Annotated in this window: 21 protein-coding genes; 14 read left to right on the top strand and 7 right to left on the bottom strand. The window is 62.0% G+C overall.

Going from position 1 to position 23,117, the window contains the following annotated elements:
• Positions 1-150: 150 nt before the first annotated feature.
• Together cmk and FJ404_10175 are read left to right on the top strand one after the other, a co-directional pair.
• Positions 151-846 (top strand): (d)CMP kinase, encoded by a 696-nt coding sequence (cmk, locus tag FJ404_10170; protein ID MBM3823234.1) that lies wholly within the window; start codon positions 151-153, stop codon positions 844-846.
• Complete coding sequence (locus FJ404_10175) at positions 843-1,490, top strand: 1-acyl-sn-glycerol-3-phosphate acyltransferase (GenBank protein MBM3823235.1); 648 nt, start codon at positions 843-845, stop codon at positions 1,488-1,490. The genes cmk and FJ404_10175 overlap by 4 nt, the downstream gene beginning before the upstream one ends.
• Positions 1,491-1,549: 59 nt before the next feature.
• On the opposite strand, the gene FJ404_10180 is transcribed toward FJ404_10175, so the two are convergent.
• Complete coding sequence (locus FJ404_10180) at positions 1,550-2,830, bottom strand: amino-acid N-acetyltransferase (protein MBM3823236.1); 1,281 nt, start codon at positions 2,828-2,830, stop codon at positions 1,550-1,552.
• 131 nt (positions 2,831-2,961) lie between these two features.
• Between FJ404_10180 and FJ404_10185 the strand changes: the two genes are divergently transcribed.
• Positions 2,962-3,492, top strand: coding sequence for a glycine cleavage system protein R (locus FJ404_10185; protein MBM3823237.1), 531 nt, complete (start codon positions 2,962-2,964; stop codon positions 3,490-3,492).
• On the opposite strand, the gene FJ404_10190 is transcribed toward FJ404_10185, so the two are convergent.
• The 4 genes from FJ404_10190 to FJ404_10205 all read right to left on the bottom strand — a co-directional run bounded on the left by FJ404_10190 (position 3,470) and on the right by FJ404_10205 (position 7,296).
• Positions 3,470-4,189, bottom strand: a complete 720-nt coding sequence (locus FJ404_10190; GenBank protein ID MBM3823238.1) for a hypothetical protein — start codon at positions 4,187-4,189, stop codon at positions 3,470-3,472. The two genes, FJ404_10185 and FJ404_10190, sit on opposite strands and share 23 nt — an antisense overlap.
• A gap of 36 nt (positions 4,190-4,225) precedes the next feature.
• Positions 4,226-4,429: a hypothetical protein gene (locus FJ404_10195; GenBank protein MBM3823239.1), complete on the bottom strand. Its 204-nt coding sequence runs from the start codon at positions 4,427-4,429 to the stop codon at positions 4,226-4,228.
• 342 nt (positions 4,430-4,771) lie between these two features.
• Complete coding sequence (locus FJ404_10200; GenBank protein ID MBM3823240.1) at positions 4,772-6,112, bottom strand: aminotransferase class V-fold PLP-dependent enzyme; 1,341 nt, start codon at positions 6,110-6,112, stop codon at positions 4,772-4,774.
• Between the two features lie 419 nt (positions 6,113-6,531).
• Positions 6,532-7,296 (bottom strand): RluA family pseudouridine synthase, encoded by a 765-nt coding sequence (locus FJ404_10205; protein MBM3823241.1) that lies wholly within the window; start codon positions 7,294-7,296, stop codon positions 6,532-6,534.
• A gap of 8 nt (positions 7,297-7,304) precedes the next feature.
• On the opposite strand from FJ404_10205, the gene FJ404_10210 reads away from it, so the two are divergent.
• Positions 7,305-7,904, top strand: coding sequence for a hypothetical protein (locus FJ404_10210; GenBank protein MBM3823242.1), 600 nt, complete (start codon positions 7,305-7,307; stop codon positions 7,902-7,904).
• Between the two features lie 140 nt (positions 7,905-8,044).
• On the top strand, positions 8,045-10,219 hold the full coding sequence (locus FJ404_10215) for a hypothetical protein (protein ID MBM3823243.1): 2,175 nt from the start codon (positions 8,045-8,047) through the stop codon (positions 10,217-10,219).
• A gap of 145 nt (positions 10,220-10,364) precedes the next feature.
• Here the strand turns inward: FJ404_10215 and der are convergent, their stop codons facing one another.
• Positions 10,365-11,915: a ribosome biogenesis GTPase Der gene (gene der, locus FJ404_10220; GenBank protein ID MBM3823244.1), complete on the bottom strand. Its 1,551-nt coding sequence runs from the start codon at positions 11,913-11,915 to the stop codon at positions 10,365-10,367.
• Positions 11,916-12,107: 192 nt separating this feature from the next.
• On the opposite strand from der, the gene FJ404_10225 reads away from it, so the two are divergent.
• The 9 genes from FJ404_10225 (at position 12,108) to FJ404_10265 (ending at position 21,866) form a co-directional block, all read left to right on the top strand.
• A complete protein-coding gene (locus FJ404_10225; GenBank protein MBM3823245.1) occupies positions 12,108-13,547 on the top strand; it encodes a class I SAM-dependent methyltransferase in 1,440 nt (479 codons plus the stop codon).
• The gene (locus FJ404_10230; protein ID MBM3823246.1) at positions 13,544-14,092 is read left to right on the top strand and encodes a hypothetical protein; all 549 of its coding nucleotides are present in this window, start codon (positions 13,544-13,546) and stop codon (positions 14,090-14,092) included. The genes FJ404_10225 and FJ404_10230 overlap by 4 nt, the downstream gene beginning before the upstream one ends.
• Positions 14,049-14,273: a hypothetical protein gene (locus FJ404_10235; GenBank protein ID MBM3823247.1), complete on the top strand. Its 225-nt coding sequence runs from the start codon at positions 14,049-14,051 to the stop codon at positions 14,271-14,273. The genes FJ404_10230 and FJ404_10235 overlap by 44 nt, the downstream gene beginning before the upstream one ends.
• A gap of 18 nt (positions 14,274-14,291) precedes the next feature.
• The gene (locus tag FJ404_10240; protein MBM3823248.1) at positions 14,292-15,557 is read left to right on the top strand and encodes a response regulator; all 1,266 of its coding nucleotides are present in this window, start codon (positions 14,292-14,294) and stop codon (positions 15,555-15,557) included.
• Positions 15,558-15,673: 116 nt separating this feature from the next.
• A complete protein-coding gene (locus FJ404_10245; protein MBM3823249.1) occupies positions 15,674-16,891 on the top strand; it encodes a hypothetical protein in 1,218 nt (405 codons plus the stop codon).
• 133 nt (positions 16,892-17,024) lie between these two features.
• Positions 17,025-19,079, top strand: coding sequence for a S9 family peptidase (locus tag FJ404_10250; GenBank protein MBM3823250.1), 2,055 nt, complete (start codon positions 17,025-17,027; stop codon positions 19,077-19,079).
• 73 nt (positions 19,080-19,152) lie between these two features.
• Positions 19,153-19,785 carry an RNA polymerase sigma factor gene (locus FJ404_10255; protein ID MBM3823251.1) on the top strand — a complete coding sequence of 211 codons (633 nt, stop codon included), beginning with the start codon at positions 19,153-19,155 and terminating at the stop codon, positions 19,783-19,785.
• A 19-nt stretch (positions 19,786-19,804) separates the two neighbouring features.
• On the top strand, positions 19,805-20,281 hold the full coding sequence (locus tag FJ404_10260) for a hypothetical protein (GenBank protein ID MBM3823252.1): 477 nt from the start codon (positions 19,805-19,807) through the stop codon (positions 20,279-20,281).
• A 25-nt stretch (positions 20,282-20,306) separates the two neighbouring features.
• Complete coding sequence (locus FJ404_10265; protein MBM3823253.1) at positions 20,307-21,866, top strand: hypothetical protein; 1,560 nt, start codon at positions 20,307-20,309, stop codon at positions 21,864-21,866.
• Here FJ404_10265 and FJ404_10270 read toward each other — a convergent pair.
• Positions 21,855-23,057 (bottom strand): PAS domain-containing protein, encoded by a 1,203-nt coding sequence (locus FJ404_10270; GenBank protein ID MBM3823254.1) that lies wholly within the window; start codon positions 23,055-23,057, stop codon positions 21,855-21,857. The two genes, FJ404_10265 and FJ404_10270, sit on opposite strands and share 12 nt — an antisense overlap.
• Positions 23,058-23,117: the final 60 nt, after the last annotated feature.

The raw sequence follows: 23,117 nt of genomic DNA on the forward strand, positions 1-23,117 counted from the left end.
CCTGCGTGAAAAAAACATTTCCGAACTTTTTCCAGAAACTGGCCGAGGCCCCGCCTCACGGCCTGGGAGTCGTCCTTCGTGACGCGGCAGGACGCCCGTTGTCGGTGGAGTTGATGTCCGCCGAATGAGCTGGCAGACCGCGCACTCTGGATGGCATCCATGACTTCCCCTGTGAAATCCCAGAAGGAACTTGATGCGCGCATCGTGGTGGCCATCGATGGCACCAGCGCGAGCGGTAAGAGCACCAACGCCCGGCTCGTGTCCCGCGCCTTGGGTTTTCTTTATGTGGACACGGGCGCCATGTATCGGACCCTCGCGTGGAAGTGTTTGCACGATCGCATCGATATTTCCGACGAGAAGGCGGTTTCGGGCTTGATTCGCAAATGGAAAACGGCCCTGGAATCCAAGGACGGCCAGGTTCGGTTGTTGGTGGACGGGTATTTTCCCGAGAAGGAAATTCGGACGGCGGAAACGAGTCAGGCGGTGCCGTCGGTGGCCGCGATGCCCAAGGTGCGCGACTGGATGAAACTGAAGCAGCGGGAATGTTTGCGGCTCGGGAATTTGGTGATGGAGGGGCGAGACATTGGCAGCAATGTTTTCCCGGAGACCGAGTTCAAATTTTACCTCGATGCTACGCTGTCCGAACGGACCCGGCGGCGGGAAGCGGACGGGGTTCGGGAGGATCTGGCCTTGCGCGATCGGAGGGACAGTTCGAGGGCTGCCGCGCCGCTGATGATCCCGCTGGGGGCGGTGGTGATCAATACGTCGGGCATGACCCCCAACGATTCGAGCGCCCAGATCATCGAGTCCGTGCGGCGGCGGTTGGACGGTGCCGCGGGGCGATGAACCCGATCTACGCGGTCACCGCCTGCGTCTGCCGGATCCTTTTCCGGTTATGGTTCCGCTGGCGGGTGATCCACCCCGAGCGTGTGCCGCGGGAGGGTCCGGTCATCCTCGCTTCGAATCACGCCAGCTTTCTCGATCCGCCGCTGATTGGGTCGCCCTTGCCGCGCATGGTGAATTATCTGGCGCGGGAATCCTTGTTTCGAGTGCCTGGCATTGGCGCCTATTTGAAGGCTCTGCACGCGGTGCCCGTGGATCGGGATGGAGGCGGGGGCACGGGATTGAAGGCCATTCTCGACCGGTTGCGGGGCGGTGGCGCGATTCTGCTTTTCCCGGAAGGCACTCGAACCTCGGATGGTTCGTTGCTGCCGGCCAAAGCCGGCATCGGGCTGACTGTGATCAAGTCAGACGCTCCGGTGGTGCCGGTGCGCGTGTTTGGAACGTTTGAAGCGTACGGACGGAGCCATCGCTGGCCGCGCCCGCGTCCGATCGCGGTCAAATACGGGCGTCCGCTGGATTTTTCGAAATGGCGGGAGGAAGCCAAGTCTTGCTCGAAGCCGAGGCTCAAGCAGGTTTATCAGGAAGTCGCCGACGCTTTGATGTTGGAAATCGGCCGGCTGGAGGCGCAGTGGGACGACTCGAAGTGAGCTTCGGGCATGCTCGATGCAGCCGGCATGCGCGACGAAACCCGGTCCAAGGCGAAACATTACACCAACTGCTTCAGCAGGACTTTGGATTTTCGTCCGCTTTGATCGTACTTTTCCCGGCGGGCGGGCGGCAGGTCATCCGGCGTGCCTTCGATGAAGCCGCCTTTGGATTGGAAATAATTAAAGGCCTGCGTGGACAAGGTGAGCAGCGTGTTCAGGTTCAACTCTCTCGCCCGGCTTTCCACGAATTGGAGCATTTTCCGGCCGATGCCTTGATTTTCGTGCGAAGGGTTGACGTAGAGGCAGGCGAGTTCCCCCGCGCCGTGTTCGGGATAGACGTGCAAGGCGACGCAAGCCACTGGATTCTTGTCGATCTCGAACAGATAGTAGTCGTTGATCTGCCGCTCGATTGCCGGGCGTGTCCGCTTGACCAGTTCGTGCGATTCCACGGATTTCTTGGTGAGCGCGAGGATGACGCGCACGTCTTTTTTCATAGCGCGGCGGATTTGCTGGTACTCGTTCGCATAGACCAGCGTCCCGATGCCTTGGTTAGAGAATACTTCCGCCAGGAGTCCCTCATCGACGCGGCCGCTGAGCAGGTGCACGCGTGGGACGTCGGCGCGGCAGGCGGCGGCGGCATGCTCCGCCTTCGAGATCATGGAAGGCAGAAAGTCGTCGCGCTGCTTCGTCAAGGAGGCTTGCAAATCCGAGACTGGGACTTGCCGGATCAACTGGCCTTGACGGGTCAGGCCCTCTTCCTCGGTGATGAAGATCAGTTTCGCGGCCTTGAGAGATTCGGCGAGGGCGAGGGCGACGCCGTCTGAATTGACCCGGTAAGTGCGTCCGTCCCCGTCGAAGCCGAGCGGGGGAACGACGGGAACCACGCCTTGGGAGAGGAGCGTCTGGAGGAGTTCGACGTCCACCCGCTCGACCTTGCCGGTGTGGAGGTGGTCCACGCCGTTCAGGATGCCCATGGGGTGGGCGATGATGGCATTGGTGCAGGCGGCGCGCAGGTCGTTGGCGGCGAGGCCTTCGAGGATTTCGTGGGTGAGGCGGTTGGCGGCGGTGAGGGCGAGTTTGAGCGTGTCGGCATCGGTAATGCCGGTGCCGTCCAAGTTCGAAGGTGTGGCGTGGAGTTCCTCGGCGAGCGTCCGGATTTGGGCCGAAGCGCCATGCACGAGCACGACCCGGATGTTGAGCGAGCGCAGGACGGCGACGTCGAGCAGGAGATTGGCGAAGTTTTCGTCCGTGACGATGGCGCCATCGAGGCTGATGACGAAGGTTTTATCCCGAAAACGCGGAATGTACTGGAGGATGCCCCGGAGGTCGGTTGGTTTCACGTGATTGGCTGCGGTCGCCGCCGGAGCGGACTCCGGTTTGCGAACGAGTTGAGAACTAGATTCTTCCGTGGCGCTTTCAATCAAAAATTTGCATTTTATATTTCCTCGTTTGCGCTTTGGATGAGGGGAGCATGACGATCATTCTCACGCTTGTGGGGCCGGACCGCACCGGCATTGTGGAAGAGGTTTCTCATCTGCTGGTCATGCATGGCGGCAATTGGCTGGAGAGCCGGTTTTGCCGTTTGGGCGGCCATTTTGCCGGGATTTTGCGCGCGGACATTCCCCTGGAGAATCGCGATGCGCTTCACCGCGCTTTTGACTCGATGCGAGGCGGCGGATTCGAGATTCAGCTTCGTGAAGGGAGCGTTCTTCTGGCCGCGCAAGCGATGCATTTCGCCCATCTCGAGGTGGTGGGCGGCGACCGTCCGGGCATCGTTCGCCAGATCAGCCAGATCCTGGCTCGATTGGCGGTCAACGTGGAAGATTTCGAGTCCGGCTGCGAAAGCGCTGCGATGTCGGGGCACTCCCTGTTCTCCGCCAGGGCGACCCTGGCGCTGCCACCCCAGGTCAGTGTGGAGACTTTGCGATCCGCCTTGGAGGGCATTGCGGACGACTTGATGGTGACGGTCCGCCCTGGCGCTAAGGAACAGGGGCCAGGGTGATGCGGAAGAATCCCTGGGTTCCAGGTTCGGCTGCGGCATCGAAGCGGAACGAAGTTTCGAAACAGCCTGTGCCATCGAAAAGATTGGCGTCGGGGGCCGCGAGAACAGGCCGCTTCAGCCCGGGCTGCCAGTCTCCGAGTTGCGGGGAGAGTTCGTAGGAAGCCAGGCTCATGGCGGGCGCAGGCCGCCGAAAGGTGGCGACGAGACTATTGAGCGCTCCGTTCTTGACCACGGTGAGTCGCACGGACGGGCGGCTGGAGGAGTTCAGGGGCGAAGTTCCGTGGGCCCATTCGGCGAGGTTGCTCACGCCGTCATGATCGGCATCCTCGTTCGGGCCTGGGGTTAGATTGCCGAAGTGTTTTTCCTCCCACAGATCGGGCAGTCGATCGCCGTCGGAATCCACGACTTTTGCCGCTTCGAGGAGGAGTTTCTTGAGGGCGGTGTAGTGGGTGGGGAGGAGCAGGTTCTGGCTGGTGAGGTTGAAGACTCCGGACAGCCGGTTCACGGGGTCGAGGATGCGGACATCGCGGTAGGTGGCCTTCCATTTTTCGGCTACGGCCAGGTCGAAGCGATCTTGAAGCCAGGGCAGGTTGCGGCCTGCGGTTGCGGTGGCATTGAAGGAGGCGTAGTTGGTGCGGTTGATGCCGAGGATTTCGATGTTAAATCCCACCCGCTCCGCCCGGAGTTCCTTCTGCAAATCGTTCAAGTACCCAAACTGGGTACGGCAGTAACTTCACTCCGCGGAGCCGAAGTAAAAGGCGGAGACTTGGAAGACGTAATCGCGGGGAGAGACGGACGCATGGAATCGCGGGGAATTGGGATTTTCGTCAGGCAAGCGCCAGTCGGCTTCGGGGGTGGCGGCGCGGGCGAACGCGGTCATGACGGCCATCAACAACGCAAGGGAAACCCTGGCGGCCCCGGACGAAAGCGGATTCATAAGGCGGTTACGGTAGATCAAACAGAGAAGTTTTTCAAAACTTTCCCACCATGGCCGGGCATGGGCCGTGCATCCCGAAGATGTCTGTCGTGTGGCGCAGGCTGCCCAGCCTGCCGTATCGCCGACTGCCAGTCGGCCCGGCGGGTGAGGAACGAGGCCCTTCCATGCTCTCCACGCGCCTGGATCCCTTCGTCGCCCCGCAGGCTGGGCAGCCTGCGAAACAGCAAACAGGGCTGTCTGCGTTACCAAGACAACCCGGTCACCGACAACCTCTGGATGCACCGGGGCATGGAAGCTCACAGGGGAAGCAAGATTCCTCGATGAAACCGGATGGCCTCGAGCTCAAGGGGCGGCCATCTCCTTTTCCAGCGCCTTCGCCAGCCGGTCGATCTCGGATTCGTCGTTGAAGATATGGGTTGAGATGCGGAGGGCGTTGTAATCCTGAAGCCGGCCTTGTCCGGTGGAAATCCCCCCGTAGGTGGGCGGCACCACGCGCGTTTGAATGTGATGGTTTTGATAGAGTTTGGCCGCGAGGTCTGCCGATTTTACGCGTTCGAAGGCGAAGGTCGAGATGCCGGGGGCGGAGAGTGAATCGTCGGCGGGGGACAGCAGGCGAACTCCGCCGATGGCGCCGACTTGCTTTCGAAGGTACCCGCTCAGTTCGCGGCAGCGAGCTTCCACGCGTTTGCGGCCGAGCACTTGATGAAACGCCATCGCGGCGGCGTGTCCGAGAATGCCGGCCACATTCTGTGTGCCTCCCGACGCGGAATAAAAAGGCTGGCCGAAACCGGTCGGGAGAGGCAGGCGGGGCTGGGCCTCCTTCCGGACATAAAGCAGGCCGCTGCCTTTGGGGGCCAGCATCCACTTGTGGCTGCTGGAAGCGTAGGTGTCCACGTCCAGTTTCTTCACATCGATGGCCAGCATGCCGGGAGCCTGAGCTCCGTCGCAGACGAGGAGGATGCCGCGGGGCCGGGTGAGTTTGGCGATATCGGCCAGCGGCATCACCAGGCCGGTGAGCGTTTCCACATGGCTGAAGCTGCAGACGCGGGTGCGGTCAGTGAGTTTGGCGGCGATGAGATCGAGGATTTCACGGGCGGTTCGCGCGGGCGCGGGGATTTCGACGAAGACCGGTTTGATTCCGTAATGGCGGGCGAGGAACATCCAGCCATTCGAGCCGCTCGGGTGCTCGTGATTCGTGGTGAGCACTTCGTCGCCGGGTTGCAACCGCAGGGCCATGGCGATGGCGTTCATGCCTTCGGTGGTGTTTCGAGTGAGCAGAAGTTCGTCGCGCGTGGCGCCGAGGAATTCGGCGGCTCGCTCTCCCGCATCGCCGGGGGCGCCGAAGGCGTATTGCACCGGATCCCCTTCCACATGGCGCAACCACGTGGTCACCGTGTCCAGGACCAGGCGCGGACAGGCCCCGATGGTGGCGCAGTTCAGATGGATCAGTCCGGGATGAAAATCGAATTCGCGCCGAAGACGGCGCCAGTAGTCTCGGCCCGCTGCCAAGCTTTGCAGTTCCGATTCCAACTCCGCCAGACCTGTCCGCAGGGCGGCGTCCGCTGCTTGAACGGCCGCGGTGGCCGCGGCACCCAGTGCCAGCCGGCCCATGAACGAGCGCCGGGAATGGTGAACTTTCGAAGCGAGGCGCGGCTTGGCGCGGGAGGAAGTCATCGCCGACATTTTGGACCGTTCGCACGCGATTGGAAATTCAATTCATGAAAGCCGCGGCTCCCGATTGCCTTCTCGAGTTGTCAGCCGGAGGGGGATGCCGGGAGTCCCACGTTTCGTTCGAAAGAGCTCTGTCGACGCGGAACTCGAACGAGTGAAGAAGGAGGCCCTGCCATGCTCTCCACGCGCCTGGTTCCCTTTGTCGCCTGCAGGTTGGGCGGCCTGCGCAACGGTCGACAGGGCTGTCTGCGTGATCAGGACAACCTCTGGATACACCTGAACCACGGCGTGCTGAGGCGCATCGCCGGACGACGGCACGTGCCTCGCAGACCGCGGCGCTCTGGACATATTATCGCGTTCACCACCAACTTTTGGTTGGGTGCGGCTTTCGGTTGGCCGGGCGCGGAATTGCCTAGAGGCGGTGAAGTCCTTCAGGACACGGCACGGATAAATTGCATGAACCAGAATTCGGGCTCGACCTCGAACACGAACTCGCGCCCGGCCCAGGCAAAGGAAAGGCTTCGAGCGTGAAGGGCATGATGCGGCAGCATCAGTTTTTCGCATTGGGTCGGAGTCAGCGCATGGTTCACGAAGTCCAGGTAGTGACGTTCGTCGAGTCCGTATAACTTGTCTCCCACGATGGGATGTCCGATGGAGGCAAGGTGGATTCGGATTTGATGCTTGCGGCCCGTGCGGGGCTCGACTTCGAGCCAGGAGAAAAGATGGTCCCCGTTGGACCAGCGCTGGAGTTCGCGCCAGGCGGTGGCCGCCGGTTGCCCGTCAGGACGCACACAGTCCTTGATGGCCACGAGGCTCAGCGGGTCGGGTCCCAAAGGAGCCTCGATGAATCCCAGAGGCTGGCGGGGATGGCCATGGACCAGGGCCCAGTATCGTTTTGAGACTTTCCCTGCTTCGAAGGTTTGTCCGAGCGCGCGGGCCGTGTCCCTGGTTTTTGCGGCAATCACCACACCGCTCGTTTCCCGGTCGAGCCGGTGGACGAGTCGAACGGGTGCTTCGCCGCCAAGGTGAAGTCGGAGGCGTCCGGCCAGGCTGGACCAAGCGTCCGTTTTGGTGGGATGACAGGCGAGTCCGGCGGGTTTGCGGACGACGAGGAGGTCGGCTGACTCGAAGAGAATATGGAGCCGCGGGTCCGGGCGGATCGGGGCGCTTGTCATGAGGGAGTTTTCGCGTATCATTCGACGCAGTGAAAGAGAAGCGGAATATCATTTTGGTTGCGTTGGTGTTGCTGGCCTTTGCGTTGTCACGGTGGCCGGGCTTGCTGCCGCAGAATTTCAGTGCGGCTTATGCGCTCGTCTTTTGCGCGGGGGTTTTTCATCGGCGTCTTCCGTGGTGGGCGGTGGGCTTGACCCTGTTGGCGACCGACGTGATCAAGAATGTGTGGCATTACCACACGGACGCGGTCAGCGATTACATGATCGCCATTTACGCGGCTTACGTGGTTTTGTTTTGGATGGGCAGGCAGTTTTCGGCCGCGGGTTCGTTGACCCGGCTTACGGGAGGCGGGTTGATGGGCGCGATTCTGTTTTATTTGATCACCAACACCGCTTCCTGGTTGCAGAACCCTGAGTACGTCAAATCCCTGGCCGGCTGGTGGCAGGCGTTGACGGTGGGCACCCTGGGCTGGCCGGAAACGTGGAAGTTTTTCAGCAACACTCTTTTGAGCGGCGGGCTGTTTACGGGAGTGATCGCCTTCCTGTTTCAGTCCCAAACGGAGGACGCCAAGGAGGACGCGGAGGAACCCGCCGAGGAACCCGAACCTGAGGCTGAGAATTCGAAAAGTTGAAGGTGTCCGACGATCGACGGTTTCTGGTCACGGCGGAGGGACGGCCCTTTTTCTGGCTGGGAGAAGCGGCATTCCGGTTCGAGAGCTTTGCTGGAGCGCGCGAGACTTGCGCGGGTGCTGGCTTCTCGCTTCAATGAGCCATGCACCCCGCCGTTTTTCGGAATTGGCTCCTGCTCATGGGATTCGCAGCCAGCCTGGACCTTTGCGCCGCCGCGTCGCTTCGCGCCGGAGCGTCCTCCGTCTCGATCAATCCGCCTGAGTTTCCGGTTCGAGTGAACGCCATGTTCACGGAGCGAACCGCCAGTCAAGTGGTGGACGACTTGCAGGCCAAGGCCTTGGTGCTTGAGGCCGGGGGCACCACGATCGCCTTGTGTGTCGTGGACACTTGCATGATGACGCGCGATTTGATCGACGCCGCCAAGGTTCAGGTCTCGCAAGCCACGGGAATTCCGGAGCATCGCATGATGGTTTCGGCGACTCACACGCACTCGGCTCCTTCCGCCATGGGCTGCCTGGGCAGCAGGATGGACCCGCGCTACGCCGCTTTTCTGCCGGGGCGCATCGCACGGGCGATGATCGAGGCGCACAAGCGGCTGGCTCCGGCCGAAATGACCGTGGCGCAAGCCCCGCTTTGGGAACACACGTTCAACCGGCGCTGGATCCGGCGGCCCGACACGCTTCTCACCGATCCTTTTGGCGACCGTAATGTGCGCGCCCACATGCACCCCGGGCACAACAGTCCGGACGCCATCGGTCCGAGTGGTCCCGTGGACCCGGAACTTTCGATCCTCGGTTTTCGGGGAATGGATAGACGTCCACTGGCGGTGTTCGCGAACTATTCGCAGCATTACTATGGTTCCCCGTTGCTGTCTTCCGACTATTTTGCGCGCTTCGCGGATCACCTGGGCAAAATGCTGGGCGCCTCCGAGGGTTTTGTCGGGATCATGTCCCAGGGGACCAGCGGCGATTTGATGTGGATGGACTATGGAGCGCCGAGGCGGGAGATTGGCTATGATGCCTATGCCCGGGAGATTGCCGAGGCTGCGGCGGGTTTGTTGCGCGACGCCCGCTGGACATCGCGGGTGCCCTTGCGTTGTGAGGAAAAGTTGCTTCCGTTGGAGTATCGTTCTCCCGGTTCGCAACGCCTTGCCTGGGCGCGTGAGATGGAGGCACGACTTGGGGAAAAGCTGCCGCAGACCTTGCCCGAGATTTACGCTTTGGAAGCCATTCATCTTCACGAGAAGCCGCGCACCGAGCTCAAGATTCAGGCGTTGCGGATCGGAGAGGCCGCCATCGCGGCGTTGCCCAACGAGGTGTTCGCCCTGACCGGACTGAAGATCAAGCGGCAGAGCCCCATGGCCGCGACGTTCAACGTTGAACTGGCCAATGGTGCCGAAGGTTATATTCCGCCCCCGGAACAACACCGCCTCGGAGGCTACACCACCTGGCCTGCTCGCACTGCCGGACTGGAAACGAACGCCGAGCCTCGCATCGTTGAAACCGCCCTGAGCTTGCTGGAGAAGGTCGCCGGAAGAAACCGCCTTCCATTGAAGGAGGATCAGGGAAGCTATGCCGTCAAAGTGATGCAGTCCAGGCCTTCGGCCTACTGGCGGCTGGAAGACATGACGGGGCCGGTGGCCAAAGACGCGATGGGTGTGCATGCGGGAGCTTTCGAGGGATTGGTAGCGCTCTGGCTCCCCGGCGCCGACGGCCGCATGGGGCATCATCCTTCCGTGTTGCCGGCGCCGAATGCCTTCTCCGGAAGTTCGATCAATCGTTCGGTCCATTTCGCGGGCGGACACTTGGCGGTGGCGATGCCGCTGCCCAAGGCCTATACCCTTGTTTTTTGGGTGTGGAACGGCCTGCCCTCGCATGCGCGTGGGCTGACGGGGTATCTTTACTCGCGGGGTCCGCGAGGAAGCCTGGAGGCGGTGGAAAGCCTGGCCCTTGGAGGCTCGGCCCTCGCTTCGGTGAAAGGAGCGGGCCGATTGCTGCTTCATGGTGGAGAGCACACGAACGAGCCTTTTTGGGGGCGGAATCCCCTGGGGCTCCAGACCTGGCATCACGTTGCCCTGGTGCGGACCGGCGATCGGGTTCGCGTGTATCTGGACGCGCGATCAAGTCCCGAGATTGATGCGATCTTGCCGATGGGGTCTGGCGGGCCGCGATGGGCGATGACCTTTGGCGGACGGGCGGAAGGAGGACTCGGGCTGGAAGGCCGGATGGATGAAATTGCGGTGTTTTCTAGCGCGCTCACCCTCGAACAGCTGCGAGCTCAGTACGCGGCCGCTCGAGTTCGGGCGCTTGAGTTCTGAGCGCATGAAACCGCTGGGGCCACGAAACCAGGCCGCCTCCCGGGTGAAACGAGGGTTCCGATGCGGGCGGGGCGGCCCTCACGAAGTGATGGAAGCGATTTCTGGAAGTCGATGCCGGCCGAGATTGGGACGGGGGGATTTGAACTCACCGTTGACGCTTGCCGCGGGATCCTGGCGAGCGGGATTGGCCGGGAGATCGACGGCGTGTGGATTCCGATCGAGGGAGGTTCGGGGAGGGTGCGGACCGGCGGGAGCGGATGGTTTCGATCGTTTTCGGCCGTGCCTTGGGGGCAAGCACCAGGGGGCAACCTTCGTAGCCGAAAGCCTGGCGCAGGGCGGTCGAGAGATACTTTGCGTAAGCAGGGGAGAACAGTTCCTGGCGATTGACGAAGAGCAGGAATGTGGGCGGCGCCTGGCGAACCTGGGTGGCATAATAGAATCTTAAGCGATGGCCCGAGGCGCTCACCGGTTGGCGGCGTTCGATGGCATCGTTGAGGGTTCGATTCAAGATGGCGGTGGGAACCTTTTGCCGGAGTTGGTCCGCCACGTAGCGGATCGCTTCCAAAAGGCGGTCCAGATTGAAGGTGGTCTGGGCGGAGGCAAAGATGACGGGGGCGTAATCGATAAAAAACAGCGTGTCTTGCACCCATTCGCCGTACTCGCCGAGCGTGGTGAGGATCTGGCGGGAGGCGCGGTTCTTCTTTTCTTTGAAGGCTTCGGCTTTCTCGCGGGCTTGGGCGACCGCCTCGGAGGCGAGATCCCATTTGTTGACGACGACGACGCACGCGCGATGGTGCTCCACGATTTTCCCGGCGATGCGTTTGTCTTGTTCCAGGATTCCCGCTTCCGCATCGAGCACGAGCACGGCGATGTCGCAACGTTCGATGGCGTGCTCGCTGCGTTGCGCGCTGAAGAATTCCACGGTGTCCTGGGCGTGGAGGTTCTTTCGAATGCCCGCGGTGTCGGTGAGAATGTATCGTTCCACGCGGCCTTCGGTATGCACGGTGAAGGGAACATCGATGGCATCTCGAGTGGTGCCCGGGACGGGGCTGACGATGACGCGATTGGAGCGGGTGAGGGCGTTGATGATCGAAGACTTGCCGACGTTGGGCCGCCCCACGAGTGCCAGGCGCAGCGGCCGGTCCCGCGTGGGCTCCTCCGTGGCCGGATCCGGGGCGCCTTCGGCCGGGGCGGGCATCCGGGCAAACGCGGCTTCCATCAGAGCCACGATGCCCAAGCCATGGATCGCTGAAACGGGATGGGTCCGCTCAAAACCCAGCGAGGCAAAGTCGGCGGTTTGATCGATCACGCCATCATGATCGACTTTGTTGGCGACGAGCAGGGTGGTTTGACCGGAGGCGCGCAGGCGGCGGGCAACTTCCTCGTCGAGAGGAGTCAAGCCCTCCTGGGCGTTCACCACGAACAGAATGAGTTGTGCCGAATCGATGGCCAGTTGAACTTGGTCCACGGCGGCCGCAGCGAGCGCATCGGAGGAGCGCTCTCCTCGAGCCAGTCCGATGCCTCCGGTGTCGATGAGGGTAAAGGGGCGCCCGTGCCATTCGACTTCGGCGGAGACGCGATCGCGGGTCACGCCGGGTTGGTCGTGGACGATGGCGATGCGTCGTCCGGCGATGCGGTTGAAGAGGGCGGACTTGCCCACATTGGGCCTGCCCACAATGGCGATGACATCCGGCATGCCGGGAACATGGGGAGGATGCAAACGGGAAGGAAAGGGGATTTTTCCAGAATGCTATGGCGAAGTGGGCCCGCTTAGAATACAGCACGCTGGAAAAGCGCGGATTGATGTCTGCGCTGTTTCCCGGCTCGCGGTCTTGCCGACCCGACGCCAACGGCCTTCTGGCGTTCCCCGGGTTGGCGGGCGATTCGCATGGAACCTAAGTCTCACACGCCCAAGCCGGGCGAAAAAGATAGTTTCATCATCAGCCGCAACAGCCAGGGGCTGGAATTGCGGGGCAGTGTGCTGCGCATGTCCCGCTACCTCGTTGTATTCGAAGTCTATAATCCTTACAGTTTGCTTCAGCTTTCCGAAGTTCTGGCCGAGTTGCAGATCTTCATCAACGACCGGCTCGCCTATCACGGGCGGGCGGTCGTGAGCAACCTGGTCAACACCGGGATCATGCTCGTTTGCGAGGCCGCGATTGACGAGGGATGGATCGACGTCGATCTGTTCTCCCCGCGTCAGCTGCAGGAACGGCTGGCGCAAGAATTCGGAGAGTTTCTCGATGAATGGGACCGGTTTCAACGGATTTTGCCGGCGTTCAAGCTGGCCGTCGCCGACATGCAGTTGTTGCTGCTGGACCTGCGCCGGTGGCTGGGCCAGCTCGAATTCGGCATTCGGTCCGAGCCGGTGGCGGACCGCCGGCAGCTTGAACTCGATGTGGTGCAGCGCATCGAGCCCAGGGTCGTCCCTCTGGTCATGAGCTGGTTCGATCGGTTTGACCGCATTGCCGAGTCGGTGCAGACCGCCGCCTTGCCCGCTCACCGGGCTTACGCGCGGCGGTTGCTGCATCCGTTGATCTTGTGCGCGCCGTTCGTGTATCGCACGTATCACAAGCCGCTGGGCTACGCGGGCGATTACGAGATGGTCAATATGATCCTCCGTCCGCCGTATGAAGGAGGATCGCTGTTTGCGCAGCTGGTCAACGTCTGTTTCCTGAAAAATCCGCCCGCGGAAGCTCACCGCAACCGCATCGCCTGGCTGCAGGTCTTGTTGCGGGAGGAAACTTCGAAGCGGGCCCGGGCGGGACGGCGCACCCGGATTCTCAATCTCGGCTGCGGTCCCGCGTGGGAGTTGCAGCGTTTTCTCCAGGAATGTCCCGAGTGCCGGCACGCCGATATCGTGCTGCTCGATTTTAACGAGGAAACGTTGCGCCATGCCGGGAGCGTCCTTTCGGGCATCGCAGACGAGGCCGGACTCCCGCTCTCGCTGAAACTCGAATTGCGATCCGTCCATCAGATCTTGAAGGATTCCGTGCATCGGAAGCCCTTCGATCCGCGCGGGGGTTTCGACGTCATTTACTGCGCCGGCCTTTGCGATTACATTTCGGATCGGGTTTGCAAAAGGCTGATGAACCAATTCTACGAGTGGCTCGCACCCGAAGGCGTGCTGGTGGCGACCAATGTGGACGCGTGCAAACCCTTCCGCCGGTCCATGGAGATCCTGCTGGAATGGCACTTGAACTACCGGACCCCGGACGAATTGGCCGCTCTGGCGCCCGACGCTTCGCCCCATGCGTGCCGCCGGTTGCAGGCGGAAGAGACGGGAGTGAACCTGCTGCTGGAAGTGCGGAGGGCTGCCGATGAATGACCCGGTCAGCCCGGAAGCGATCGCCAAGGCGTTTGCGGAGGATGACCGCCGGCATCATCCACGAAGTCAACAACCCTCTCAACTACGTCAAGACCACGCTCTACACCCTTCGCCGCCGGTTGGATCCCGGCTCGCCGGGCGTGCGTGAAATGCTGGAGGACATCCAGGATGGGGTGGACCGCGTGCAGGGCATCGTCACCAGTTTGCGCACGTTCAGTCATCCCAGCCACGAACTGCGAAAAGAAGAATCCGTGGAATCGATCGTCGGAGACGCGCTTCGCCTCGTGAGCCACGAAACGCGGGGCTCGGTCACCATCGAAACGTCCATTCCTCCAGGATTGCGGCTGCTCGCCAACCGGAATCAAATCACTCAAGTTCTGGTCAACTTGCTTCAGAATTCCCTCGACGCGTTGAAGCAGCGGGGCGAGCGAGCGGACACGCCGTTCATCCGCATCGAGGCTGTTGGCGAGGGCATCTGCGACAAGCTCATCCTGCGGGACAATGGCTGCGGTATCCCCCCCCGAATTCCTGGCCCGCGTCTTTGACCCTTTCTTTACGACCAAGGACGTTGGTCAGGGCATGGGTCTGGGGCTCAGCATATGCTATCGCATCATGCAGGATCACGGAGGCCGCATTACCGTGGAAAGCGAGCCCGGATCCCACAGCCGGTTCTGTATGGAATTCCCCGCAGCCCAGCCGGCGGGAAGCCGCCCTTTGGCCGCCTAATGACACCACTTCATTTTTATGACGCCTCAACCCTACGATTACAAACGCTTCGCCATCCTCTACGTGGACGATGAGGAGCTCTCCCTGAATGCCTTTCGTCGCCTGATGGAGGGCACCTTTCGGGTGTTCACCGCGCCCAATGCCGAGGAAGGCTTCAGCCTGTTCGAGCAACACCGGTCGGAATTGGGCCTGATCATCACGGACCAGCGCATGCCGGGTGAGAAGGGAGTGCAGTTGCTGGAGAGAACCCGTCGATTGGAACCCCGCATTCTGCGCATCCTGGCCACCGCCTACTCGGACCTCGACGCCGCCATCGAAGCCGTCAACACCGGCGCCATCTACAAGTACATCACCAAGCCCTGGGATCCTCCCATTTTGGAAACCACCGTCAAACGCGCTCTCGAGTTCTTCCTCGTGCAGCGCGAACGCGACCAATTGCTGAGGGAGAAACTCTCGAGCCTGCACAACCTGATGATCACGGACCGGGTCATCGCGCTCGGGGTTCTGGCGGCGGGTCTCGGGCATTACGTCCGTAATTCACTCGTCGCGGTGCAGACGTTCATCGAGCTCGCTCCCTCCAAGCTCAAGGAAGAAAACGTGGACTTGGATCAACTCCGGCAGCCGACATTTTGGTGCGATTTTTACGGTCATGTTCAAATTCAAGTGCGGCGCATCGGCGCCCTGCTCAGCGGTCTCGAAACCGCGGCGGCCAAACCCGAGTTCCGTTTTGAGGACGTCATCGAAACCGGCGCCCTCGTGCAGCGCGGGCTTGACGCCACCGCCTCGGAGCTGGCCGCCCGCCAGGTGCGGGTGACGGTTCGCACCCAGCCCGGGCTTCCCCCCATGAAGGTGGACATGTTCCGCATCCAACGGTTGTTCGAGCTCATCCTCCGGGATGAATCGTTCACTCTGCCGGAAGGCAGCGAAGTCCGGATCGACACGTCCCTTGAGCGTGGGGAAGGGGACAGCGCTTATTTCCGATTTGAGATCCTCGACAACGGCCTTGGTTTGCCACGGGAATCGTTGCGCGCGGTTTTCGATCCGTTTTTTGTGCGGAATCAGGACCCTCAGGGCTTCGGACTGAATCTGATGACCGCTTATTTCATCGTCTATCACCACGGCGGGACGATCCAGATCGAGGACATCGAGCCGCGGGGAACCCGTTTCGTCATTCGCATTCCCGTTTCGCCCCAGGCGCCATGGTCTCAAAATGAAGAGAGCGAGTTCCTGGCCCGCGTGCTGATGAACGACAATCTCTGGGACCGCATCCTGAGGGCGGCCTGAGGGCCATCCCATAACCCCTCGACGTGGCCGAGCAATTCCTTGTCTCTCCAAGCGAATGTTTCCATGCTGGTTTCGGACCGGCGGCGTGGTGCCCTCGCCCCGATCCGGCTTCGAATATGACCGCATCGGCCAACGCATCGAAAACCTCTCCGCCCTCGGAGACCGCAAGCCTCAACCGCGGGGCCGGCGACTTGATCGCGCTGCTGGCAGCCCGCGCCCGTTCTACCGTGGGGTCCATGGAGTTGCCCCGGGGGCCGGTCGGAAACGCCGTCGGAATCCTCGCCATCGACAAGGATCTGGCCTTGTACCGGGTGGGTGGTGCGGTGGGTGTCCTCGAGGGTTCCGACCCGCCTTCGACGGCAGTCGCCTTGGAGGAGATTTGGGCCGTCACGACCCTGCCGATTTCAGACCCTTCGTTGATCGAGAACACTTCGGTGGCGCAGGAGATTGCGTCGCGTGTGCTCCGGTTGACTTGTGCGGGCGCCTGCTCATGGATCGGTTGGGATTCGCCGGGGAGGCCGTCTTCCACATCCATTCTCGGTCCGCACGATTCATCGAAGGTCGACCATGGACCAAGGCCCCCGGGCGCGGATGCCGTCCCGCCCGATGACCGCACCGATCCGGAAACCGAATGTGCTGCCTTGAGCGATTGCTTTCAGTCCTGGGGGATTCCTTGCGCCGGACAACCCGCTTCGGCCATTCTGCGTTCCTGGAATCTCCAGACCTCCGCGATTTATGTGGCCGCGCGGCTTTCCGATCCCGCTCACGCTACCCCCCCTTGGTTCAAGGATGAGGGAGACGTCATCCTTGTGCTGGGAGGCACTGCGACCGGGGCGGATCAGTCGACAGGCGACGCAGGCCGAATCTCGAGTCTCCGCGAAGTCGTGCGCGGTTTGATTCATGGAGGCCGCGTCAAGAGCGCCGCTTTGATTGGACGTGGAGGGCTCGCGGCGGCGCTGGCGGAGGGCGTGACCCGTTGTTTGGCGCCCCCGAGTTCTTCATCGTCCGCGGGAGCCCGTGTCGATCTGGCGGCATGGGCGGGTTCCGATTCGGCGGATGCCGCTGATGCGATCCTTTTTGGTGAATGGCCGGCCCGGGCACTCGTGACCACCGACGCGTTGAGCGGGGGCTTGTTGGCGGCCCAAGCGAGGATTCTGGGCATGGAAGCCCATGTGATCGGAACGGTCGGCGGCGGCATTTTGGAAATTTCCGGACTCTCCGCACCGCTTCGATGGAGTCTGGATGCATTGTGGGCAGCCTCGTCACCGCCGTCGCCTGGATTGGATTATGAAGCAACCAAGCAAACTCCCGTGCCATCGGAGCCTCAGCCCTGACCGCTCCCCTGTCCGCCACGAGGGATCACGAACTCGTCACGGGTTTGAACTTGAGCGTTACCTCGCGCCTGCTGGCCTGGCCTTGTTGGTGATGGTTCAAGCGGGGTGTGTTTCGAAGTTTTCCGGCACGGATATGAAGTCGACAGAAGCGCTTGATTGGTCCCGCGATTCGCACCTTTGGCTCGAGGAGGTGGCCGGCGCGAAACCTCTGGCCTGGGCGAGGGAGCGGAATCGGGCGACCCTGGCGGCCCTGGCCGGGGACGATGCCTTCCGTCTTCTGAAGGATCGGCTCAAGTCGATTTACGACTCGAAGGAGAAAATTCCCCAAGTCGTCAAACGCCGGGAACATCTCTACAACTTTTGGAAAGATGAACGTCATGTGCGAGGACTCTGGCGCCGGACCACGCTGGAGGAGTATCGCCGTTCGGACCCGGCCTGGGAAACCGTGCTCGACCTGGATCGGGCAGCCGCCGAGGAAAAGGAGAATTGGGTCTGGCACGGGGCACAGTTTCTGGAACCCGGGCTGGATCGGTGTTTGATTTCGCTCTCGCGCGGGGGTGCCGACGCCTCGGTCGTGCGGGAGTTCGATGTCCATGCCAAGCAATGGGTCGAGAAGGGTTTCACGCTGCCGGAGGCCAAGTCCCAGGTGGCCTGGCGGGATCGCGACGCCTTGTATGTGGCCACTGATTTCGGCCCCGGGTCTTTGACCGACTCGGGTTACCCGAGGGTCATCAAGCTTTGGAATCGCGGCACCCCTTTGTCCGCGGCCGCAACGGTGTTCGAAGGCAAGAAGGAGGATGTGGGGGTGGGGCCAGGCGTGTCTCACGATCGCGGACGCGTCCATGAGATCATCGAGCGTTCTCCGACATTTTTCAGTTCCGAGACCTGGATCCGGCGTGGCGAGCGCTGGGTGCGTGTGGAAAAGCCCCCGGATGCCTCGGCCAGCACCTTCGGAGATTGGCTGTTGCTGACTCTGCGCTCGGATTGGAAGCAAGGCTCCAATACCTTTCAGCGCGGCTCCCTCATCGCCGCGAAACTGGACGATTGGCTGGAGGGTCAAGGGGTTTGGGTTCCGCTTTTCATGCCCACCGATACCACGTCCCTGGCTGGAGTGGACGGCACGAGGCACTATTTGATTCTGAACATTCTCGACAACGTCCGCAACCGGCTCGATGCCTTGAGGCCCGGGACGGGGACGGGCGAGTGGACGCGCGTGGCGTTGAGCGGAGAAACGGGATTTGCCACGGTGAGCGCTTGGGGCTTCGACTCGCGCGAGGACGATCGATTCTGGATGACTTCCTCCAGTTTTCTCCAGCCCTCAACGCTTTCCCTGGGCCGGGTCGGTGAAGGACAGCCTGAGAAATTGAAATCGATGCCAGCGTTCTTCGATCCCGGTGGGTTGCAGATCCAGCAAGGTTTTGCCACTTCGCGGGACGGCACCCGTGTGCCCTACTTTTTGATCAGCCGGGACGGCCTTTCGCCTCGCGGCGAACATCCCGTGGTGCTCGAAGGCTACGGAGGATTTGAGATCCCGCTGTTGTCGGAGTATGACGCCACCGCGGGCGCGGCCTGGCTGGAGCGCGGAGGCGTTTATGCCGTGGCCAATATCCGGGGCGGCGGAGAGTTTGGGCCGAGATGGCACCAAGCCGCGCTGCAACGTCATCGCCAGCGGGCCTACGATGATTTCATCGCCGTGGCGGAGGACTTGGTGCGGCGCAAGATCACGTCCCCGGCGCGCCTGGGCATCATCGGCGGTTCCAACGGAGGCTTGTTGATGGGGAACATGCTGGTGCAGCGGCCCGAGTTGTTCGGTGCCATTGTCTGCCAGGTGCCCCTGTTGGACATGCGCCGCTACCACCAACTCCTGGCTGGGGCGAGCTGGATGGAGGAATTCGGAAATCCGGACCAGCCTGGGGATTGGGAATTTCTCCAGCAATATTCCCCGTATCACCAAGTCCGGCCCGGCGTGAAATATCCGCCGGTCTTGTTCACCACCTCCACCCGCGACGATCGCGTGCATCCCGGTCACGCTCGCAAGATGGTCGCGCGCATGATCGAGTTGGGCCACGCTCCCCTGTATTACGAGAATATTGAAGGAGGCCACGGCGGCGCGGCGAACAACGAACAAAGGGCGATGATGAACGCCCTGGCGTATCGGTTCTTTTCGAAGCGCCTCGGCCTGCCTTGATCATCGATTGCAACTTCCCGGCCCCGCCGCGGGTCATCCTGGTAGAACGGCGGAACCCGACCCCGCCTTCACAATGACAGAATCGCAATCATTCGAGGCGTTCATGAAGGCCTACCAGGACATGGTTTTCTCCACCGCCGTCCGGCTGCTGGGAAATGAGGCGGAAGCCCAGGACGTCGCCCAGGAAGTCTTCCTCAAGGCGCACGAGCGATTCGCGGAACTCTCAGCGAGCCCCACCGCCGGCGGATGGCTGCGCACGGTGGCTCGCAACCTTTCCCTGAACCATCTCAGCCGCTATCGCGCGCGCTGGCGTTTTTTCTCCGAGATGGAACCGTCCAAGGAGGAGGGTGAAAACCCTGTCCTGGTCGCGGGGGAAGAAAACGTGGCATTGGAAGTGGAGTCCTTGGATCGGCGTGAATGGGTGGAGCGTTGCCTGGCGCGATTGCCCGCCGCGCAGCGGGTGCCCCTGGTGCTCTACCACTTCGAGGACATGAGCTATGAGGAAATCGCCGCGCAGCTCAAGGTGTCGTTGCCCAAGGTGAAGACCGACATCTTCCGCGCGAGGGAAGCGCTTCGCCGCGTGTTGCGCGTGGCCATCGAGGCGGACGAGGCGGCGCTGCATTCCAAAGGCTCTTCCGGCATGGCCACCCAACCCGTCAAATGGTCTCCGCTGGGCGGACCTCGACTTTCCCCGGATTGGGGATGAACTCGAAAGAATTCTTCGCATGGACATTGATCAACAACATTCCCTGGAACGAGCCATCGACCGTGAACTCAAGGCGCTGCCGCCGCGCAAGGCGCCCGCCACGCTGATTCCCTCCGTCCTCGCCGCCTTGCGGGCGGATGCCCTCCGCCCTTGGTGGCGCAAAGCCTGGCCGAGCTGGCCTCGCCGCGTTCAGGTCCTGGCCATGGCGGCCGGCGTGGTTTGGGCGTGCGCCGTGGCCGGTTGGGCTGGCTGGGCCTGGCTCGCCTGGGCGGCTGAACCCCTGGCGCGATTCAGCACGGCTTCCATGGGTTTGGCGGAAACCGTCTTCACTTTTTTGGACATCCTCCTCGGGGCAGCCGGCGTGCTGGCCCGCCGTCTAGGATTCGAATTTTGGGGTGGACTGGGGCTGGCCGCGATGTCCGCCTGGTGGATCTGCGCCGGCGCGGGTTGTTGGTGTTACCGGCAGGTTCGAGGACACTCCTGGGAACAACACTAAGTCTCAAGACACAGGTTGGCGCGTTATGAAGTACTGGAATCATCGATGGCATCCTTTCCTGGCCGTAGCCTGGATCCTGATCATTCTGGCGGGCGGAGCCAGGCAAACGCGAGCGCAGGACACCCCGGCGAACGCGAGTTCAAGCGCCGCCGGCACGGAGACGGCTCCTTCGGTCGAAACGTCCACCGCTTCCGAAGACGGGCGCACCGTCGTGTATCGGAAGGATTCATTCGACGGCCCTTGGGGGCATCGCGGAGTTGTCTCCTTCCGTGATACCGCCCGCGTGGGGAAGGATGAGGCCGCGCAGGAACTTGTCAGCATCTTTGGCGATGCGGTGGTGGAAGGAAAGGTCCGCCGCGAAGCCGTGATTATCATGGGAGACGCCAAAGTGGACGGGCGGATTGGAGGCGATCTGGTTGTCGTGCTGGGATCGGCTCAACTTGGGCCCCGGGCGGAGATCGAGGGCGACGCGGTGGTGATTGGCGGGACGCTGCAAGCGGCCGAGGGTTCCAAAGTCCGGGGCAGCAAAGTGCCGCTGCCTTTTCCGGGTTACGAGGTTGCGGTGGGCTGGTTCAAGAACGGCCTTTTTTACGCGCGTCCACTTCCACCCTCGCTGCCTTGGGCTTGGTATGTGGGCGGCATTCTCTTCCTTTTGAATGTGATGTTGGGGGCGATGTTCCCGAAACAGGCGCAAAGCTGCGTGGAGACGCTGGATCGGACGCCTTCGGGCGCATTGTTGGCGGGATTTCTGGGCGTGGCGCTTTTCCTGCCCTTGCTGGTATTGCTGATTGGAACCGTCATTGGCGCTCTGTTGGTGCCCTTTGCGATCGCCGGCTTTTTCGCCGCGGGCCTCTTTGGGAAACTCGTGATTTATCGGTTTGCGGGGCAACAGCTTGGCTCCCAACTGAACGCCGAGTTTCTCAAGCTTCCGTTCATCGCCCTCCTGACCGGCACGATCCTTTTCTATCTTCTCTACACGGTTCCCATTTTGGGACTCTTGGTGTGGTTGCTTGCGTCCCTTGTGGGTTTTGGCGCTGTGGTTCTCGCCGCCGGCCAGGCGCTTCGAGGGGATCCTGCCAAATCGGCCCCGCGCAGCTTTCATTTTCCAACCGGCTCGGCGGGCACGTCGGCGAAAGGTGCCGCCGGCGAGCCTCCGGCCTCGTCAGAACCGGGCATCGCCATGGAAGCCGGCGCCGGCCTGGCCCCCCTGAGCTATCCGTTTGCCGGCTTTTGGGTCCGGCTTGGGGCATTGTTGCTGGATTTGCTTCTGGTCGGTTTCATCTCCGCGGTGACGCAGTTTCCACCAAGCGTCCTGGTGCTCCTGCCCGCCTATTATGTGGCCATGTGGACCTGGCGCGGCACCAGCATTGGAGGGATCGTCTTCAACTTGAAACTCGTCCGAACCGATGGAGGCAAAGTCAATTTCGCGGTTGGCTTGGTCCGCGCCCTCAGCGGCTTTTTCTCCTTTATGGTCTTTGGGTTGGGATTTCTGTGGATCGCCTGGGATCATGAGAAGCAATCCTGGCACGACAAAGTGGCTGGCACCCACGTGCTCCGCCTGCCCAAGGGTGTGTCACTCCTGTGAAGGAGGGGGGTGCGTCGAAAGGGTGAAACAGAACTGCGCGCCATGGCCGAACTCGCTTTCCACCCAGATCCTTCCCCCGTGGGAATGAACCACATGCTTCGCGATCGACAAGCCCAGTCCGGTGCCCCCTTGATCCCGCGAGCGTGCCTTGTCCACCCGATAGAATCGCTCAAACACCCGTTCCAAGGACTCCCGGGGAATGCCCGGCCCATCATCCACGACACGCACTTCGACCGTCGAGTCACCAGATCGCGACGCGCGGACCACGACTCTTCCGCCTTCGCTGCCGTACTTCATGGCGTTGTCGATGAGATTGGCCAGCACTTGCTCGATCCGTTCCGGATCCGCTGTCACTTTGATGCCTTCGGGGATTTCAAGGGCCATCGTCTGGCCGCGGGACCGGGACTTCGACTGTAAATCCTCCACCACGTGGTCCACCAACGTGCGGAGATCCAGCCATTGATAATTCAACTGTAGCTGGCCGGACTCGAGCCGGGACAGGGTGAGGAGATCGTCGATCAAGAAGGCCAGGCGGTTGGCGTGGCGTTCGAGCGTGCGCAAAAATTTATCCGCCACCGCGGGATCGTCCTTGGCGCCGTCGAGCAAGGTTTCCACGTAGCCTTTGATCAGCGAGAGCGGCGTCCGCAATTCGTGGCTCACATTGGCGACGAACTCCTTCATGGTTGCTTCCAGAGTCTTGAGCCGCGTGAAGTCATGAAAGACGAGCAGGGTGCCGCGCGTTTCGCCTTGGGAACCGGCCAGGGACGTGGCGTTGACTTGCAGAAAACGGCGGGGTGTTTCGATCAGTTCCATCTCAAAGTCCCTGACGCTGCGGTCCTCGCTGGCTTCCACGGCGCGAAGAATGTCCTGCAAGGCGTGGTGCCTTAACGCCTCGAGCAGTGACTTTCCGGCCGGATCCTGGCCGAGCTTGAACATGCGAATCAGCGCGGCGTTGGCCAGGGTGATGCGGCCGCGGGCATCGAGCACGACGACTCCCTCGATCATGCTCTCGATGAGGGCCTGCTCCTGGGCGCGCGAGCGGGAGCGCGCTTCGGATTCGGCCTCGGCCAGGCGGCTTTGCTCGCGCCGCGCGAGGTCGAGGTCTCTTTGGGCGGCGCGCCATCGCCGGGCCATCCATCCCGCGGTTGCCGCCGCCGCCAGCGCGGTCAGCCATGCCAGAACGAGTTCCATGAATTCAGACGAAGAGATACGGCACCGAGAGAGCGGCCAGACCGCCGCGCCGATTCAACC

It is taken from the genome of Verrucomicrobiota bacterium, from assembly GCA_016871495.1.
Classification (GTDB): domain Bacteria; phylum Verrucomicrobiota; class Verrucomicrobiia; order Limisphaerales; family VHDF01; genus VHDF01.

Bases quoted from the DNA above. Each gene is read 5' to 3' on its own strand.
- cmk (MBM3823234.1), top strand. From the start codon at position 151: ATGGCATCCATGACTTCCCCTGTGAAATCCCAGAAGGAACTTGATGCG.
- FJ404_10175 (MBM3823235.1), top strand. From the start codon at position 843: ATGAACCCGATCTACGCGGTCACCGCCTGCGTCTGCCGGATCCTTTTC.
- FJ404_10185 (MBM3823237.1), top strand. From the start codon at position 2,962: ATGACGATCATTCTCACGCTTGTGGGGCCGGACCGCACCGGCATTGTG.
- FJ404_10195 (MBM3823239.1), bottom strand. From the start codon at position 4,429: ATGAATCCGCTTTCGTCCGGGGCCGCCAGGGTTTCCCTTGCGTTGTTG.
- FJ404_10200 (MBM3823240.1), bottom strand. From the start codon at position 6,112: ATGTCGGCGATGACTTCCTCCCGCGCCAAGCCGCGCCTCGCTTCGAAA.
- FJ404_10205 (MBM3823241.1), bottom strand. From the start codon at position 7,296: ATGATACGCGAAAACTCCCTCATGACAAGCGCCCCGATCCGCCCGGAC.
- FJ404_10215 (MBM3823243.1), top strand. From the start codon at position 8,045: ATGCACCCCGCCGTTTTTCGGAATTGGCTCCTGCTCATGGGATTCGCA.
- der (MBM3823244.1), bottom strand. From the start codon at position 11,915: ATGCCGGATGTCATCGCCATTGTGGGCAGGCCCAATGTGGGCAAGTCC.
- FJ404_10225 (MBM3823245.1), top strand. From the start codon at position 12,108: ATGGAACCTAAGTCTCACACGCCCAAGCCGGGCGAAAAAGATAGTTTC.
- FJ404_10230 (MBM3823246.1), top strand. From the start codon at position 13,544: ATGACCCGGTCAGCCCGGAAGCGATCGCCAAGGCGTTTGCGGAGGATG.
- FJ404_10235 (MBM3823247.1), top strand. From the start codon at position 14,049: ATGGCTGCGGTATCCCCCCCCGAATTCCTGGCCCGCGTCTTTGACCCT.
- FJ404_10240 (MBM3823248.1), top strand. From the start codon at position 14,292: ATGACGCCTCAACCCTACGATTACAAACGCTTCGCCATCCTCTACGTG.
- FJ404_10245 (MBM3823249.1), top strand. From the start codon at position 15,674: ATGACCGCATCGGCCAACGCATCGAAAACCTCTCCGCCCTCGGAGACC.
- FJ404_10250 (MBM3823250.1), top strand. From the start codon at position 17,025: ATGAAGTCGACAGAAGCGCTTGATTGGTCCCGCGATTCGCACCTTTGG.
- FJ404_10255 (MBM3823251.1), top strand. From the start codon at position 19,153: ATGACAGAATCGCAATCATTCGAGGCGTTCATGAAGGCCTACCAGGAC.
- FJ404_10260 (MBM3823252.1), top strand. From the start codon at position 19,805: ATGGACATTGATCAACAACATTCCCTGGAACGAGCCATCGACCGTGAA.
- FJ404_10265 (MBM3823253.1), top strand. From the start codon at position 20,307: ATGAAGTACTGGAATCATCGATGGCATCCTTTCCTGGCCGTAGCCTGG.
- FJ404_10270 (MBM3823254.1), bottom strand. From the start codon at position 23,057: ATGGAACTCGTTCTGGCATGGCTGACCGCGCTGGCGGCGGCGGCAACC.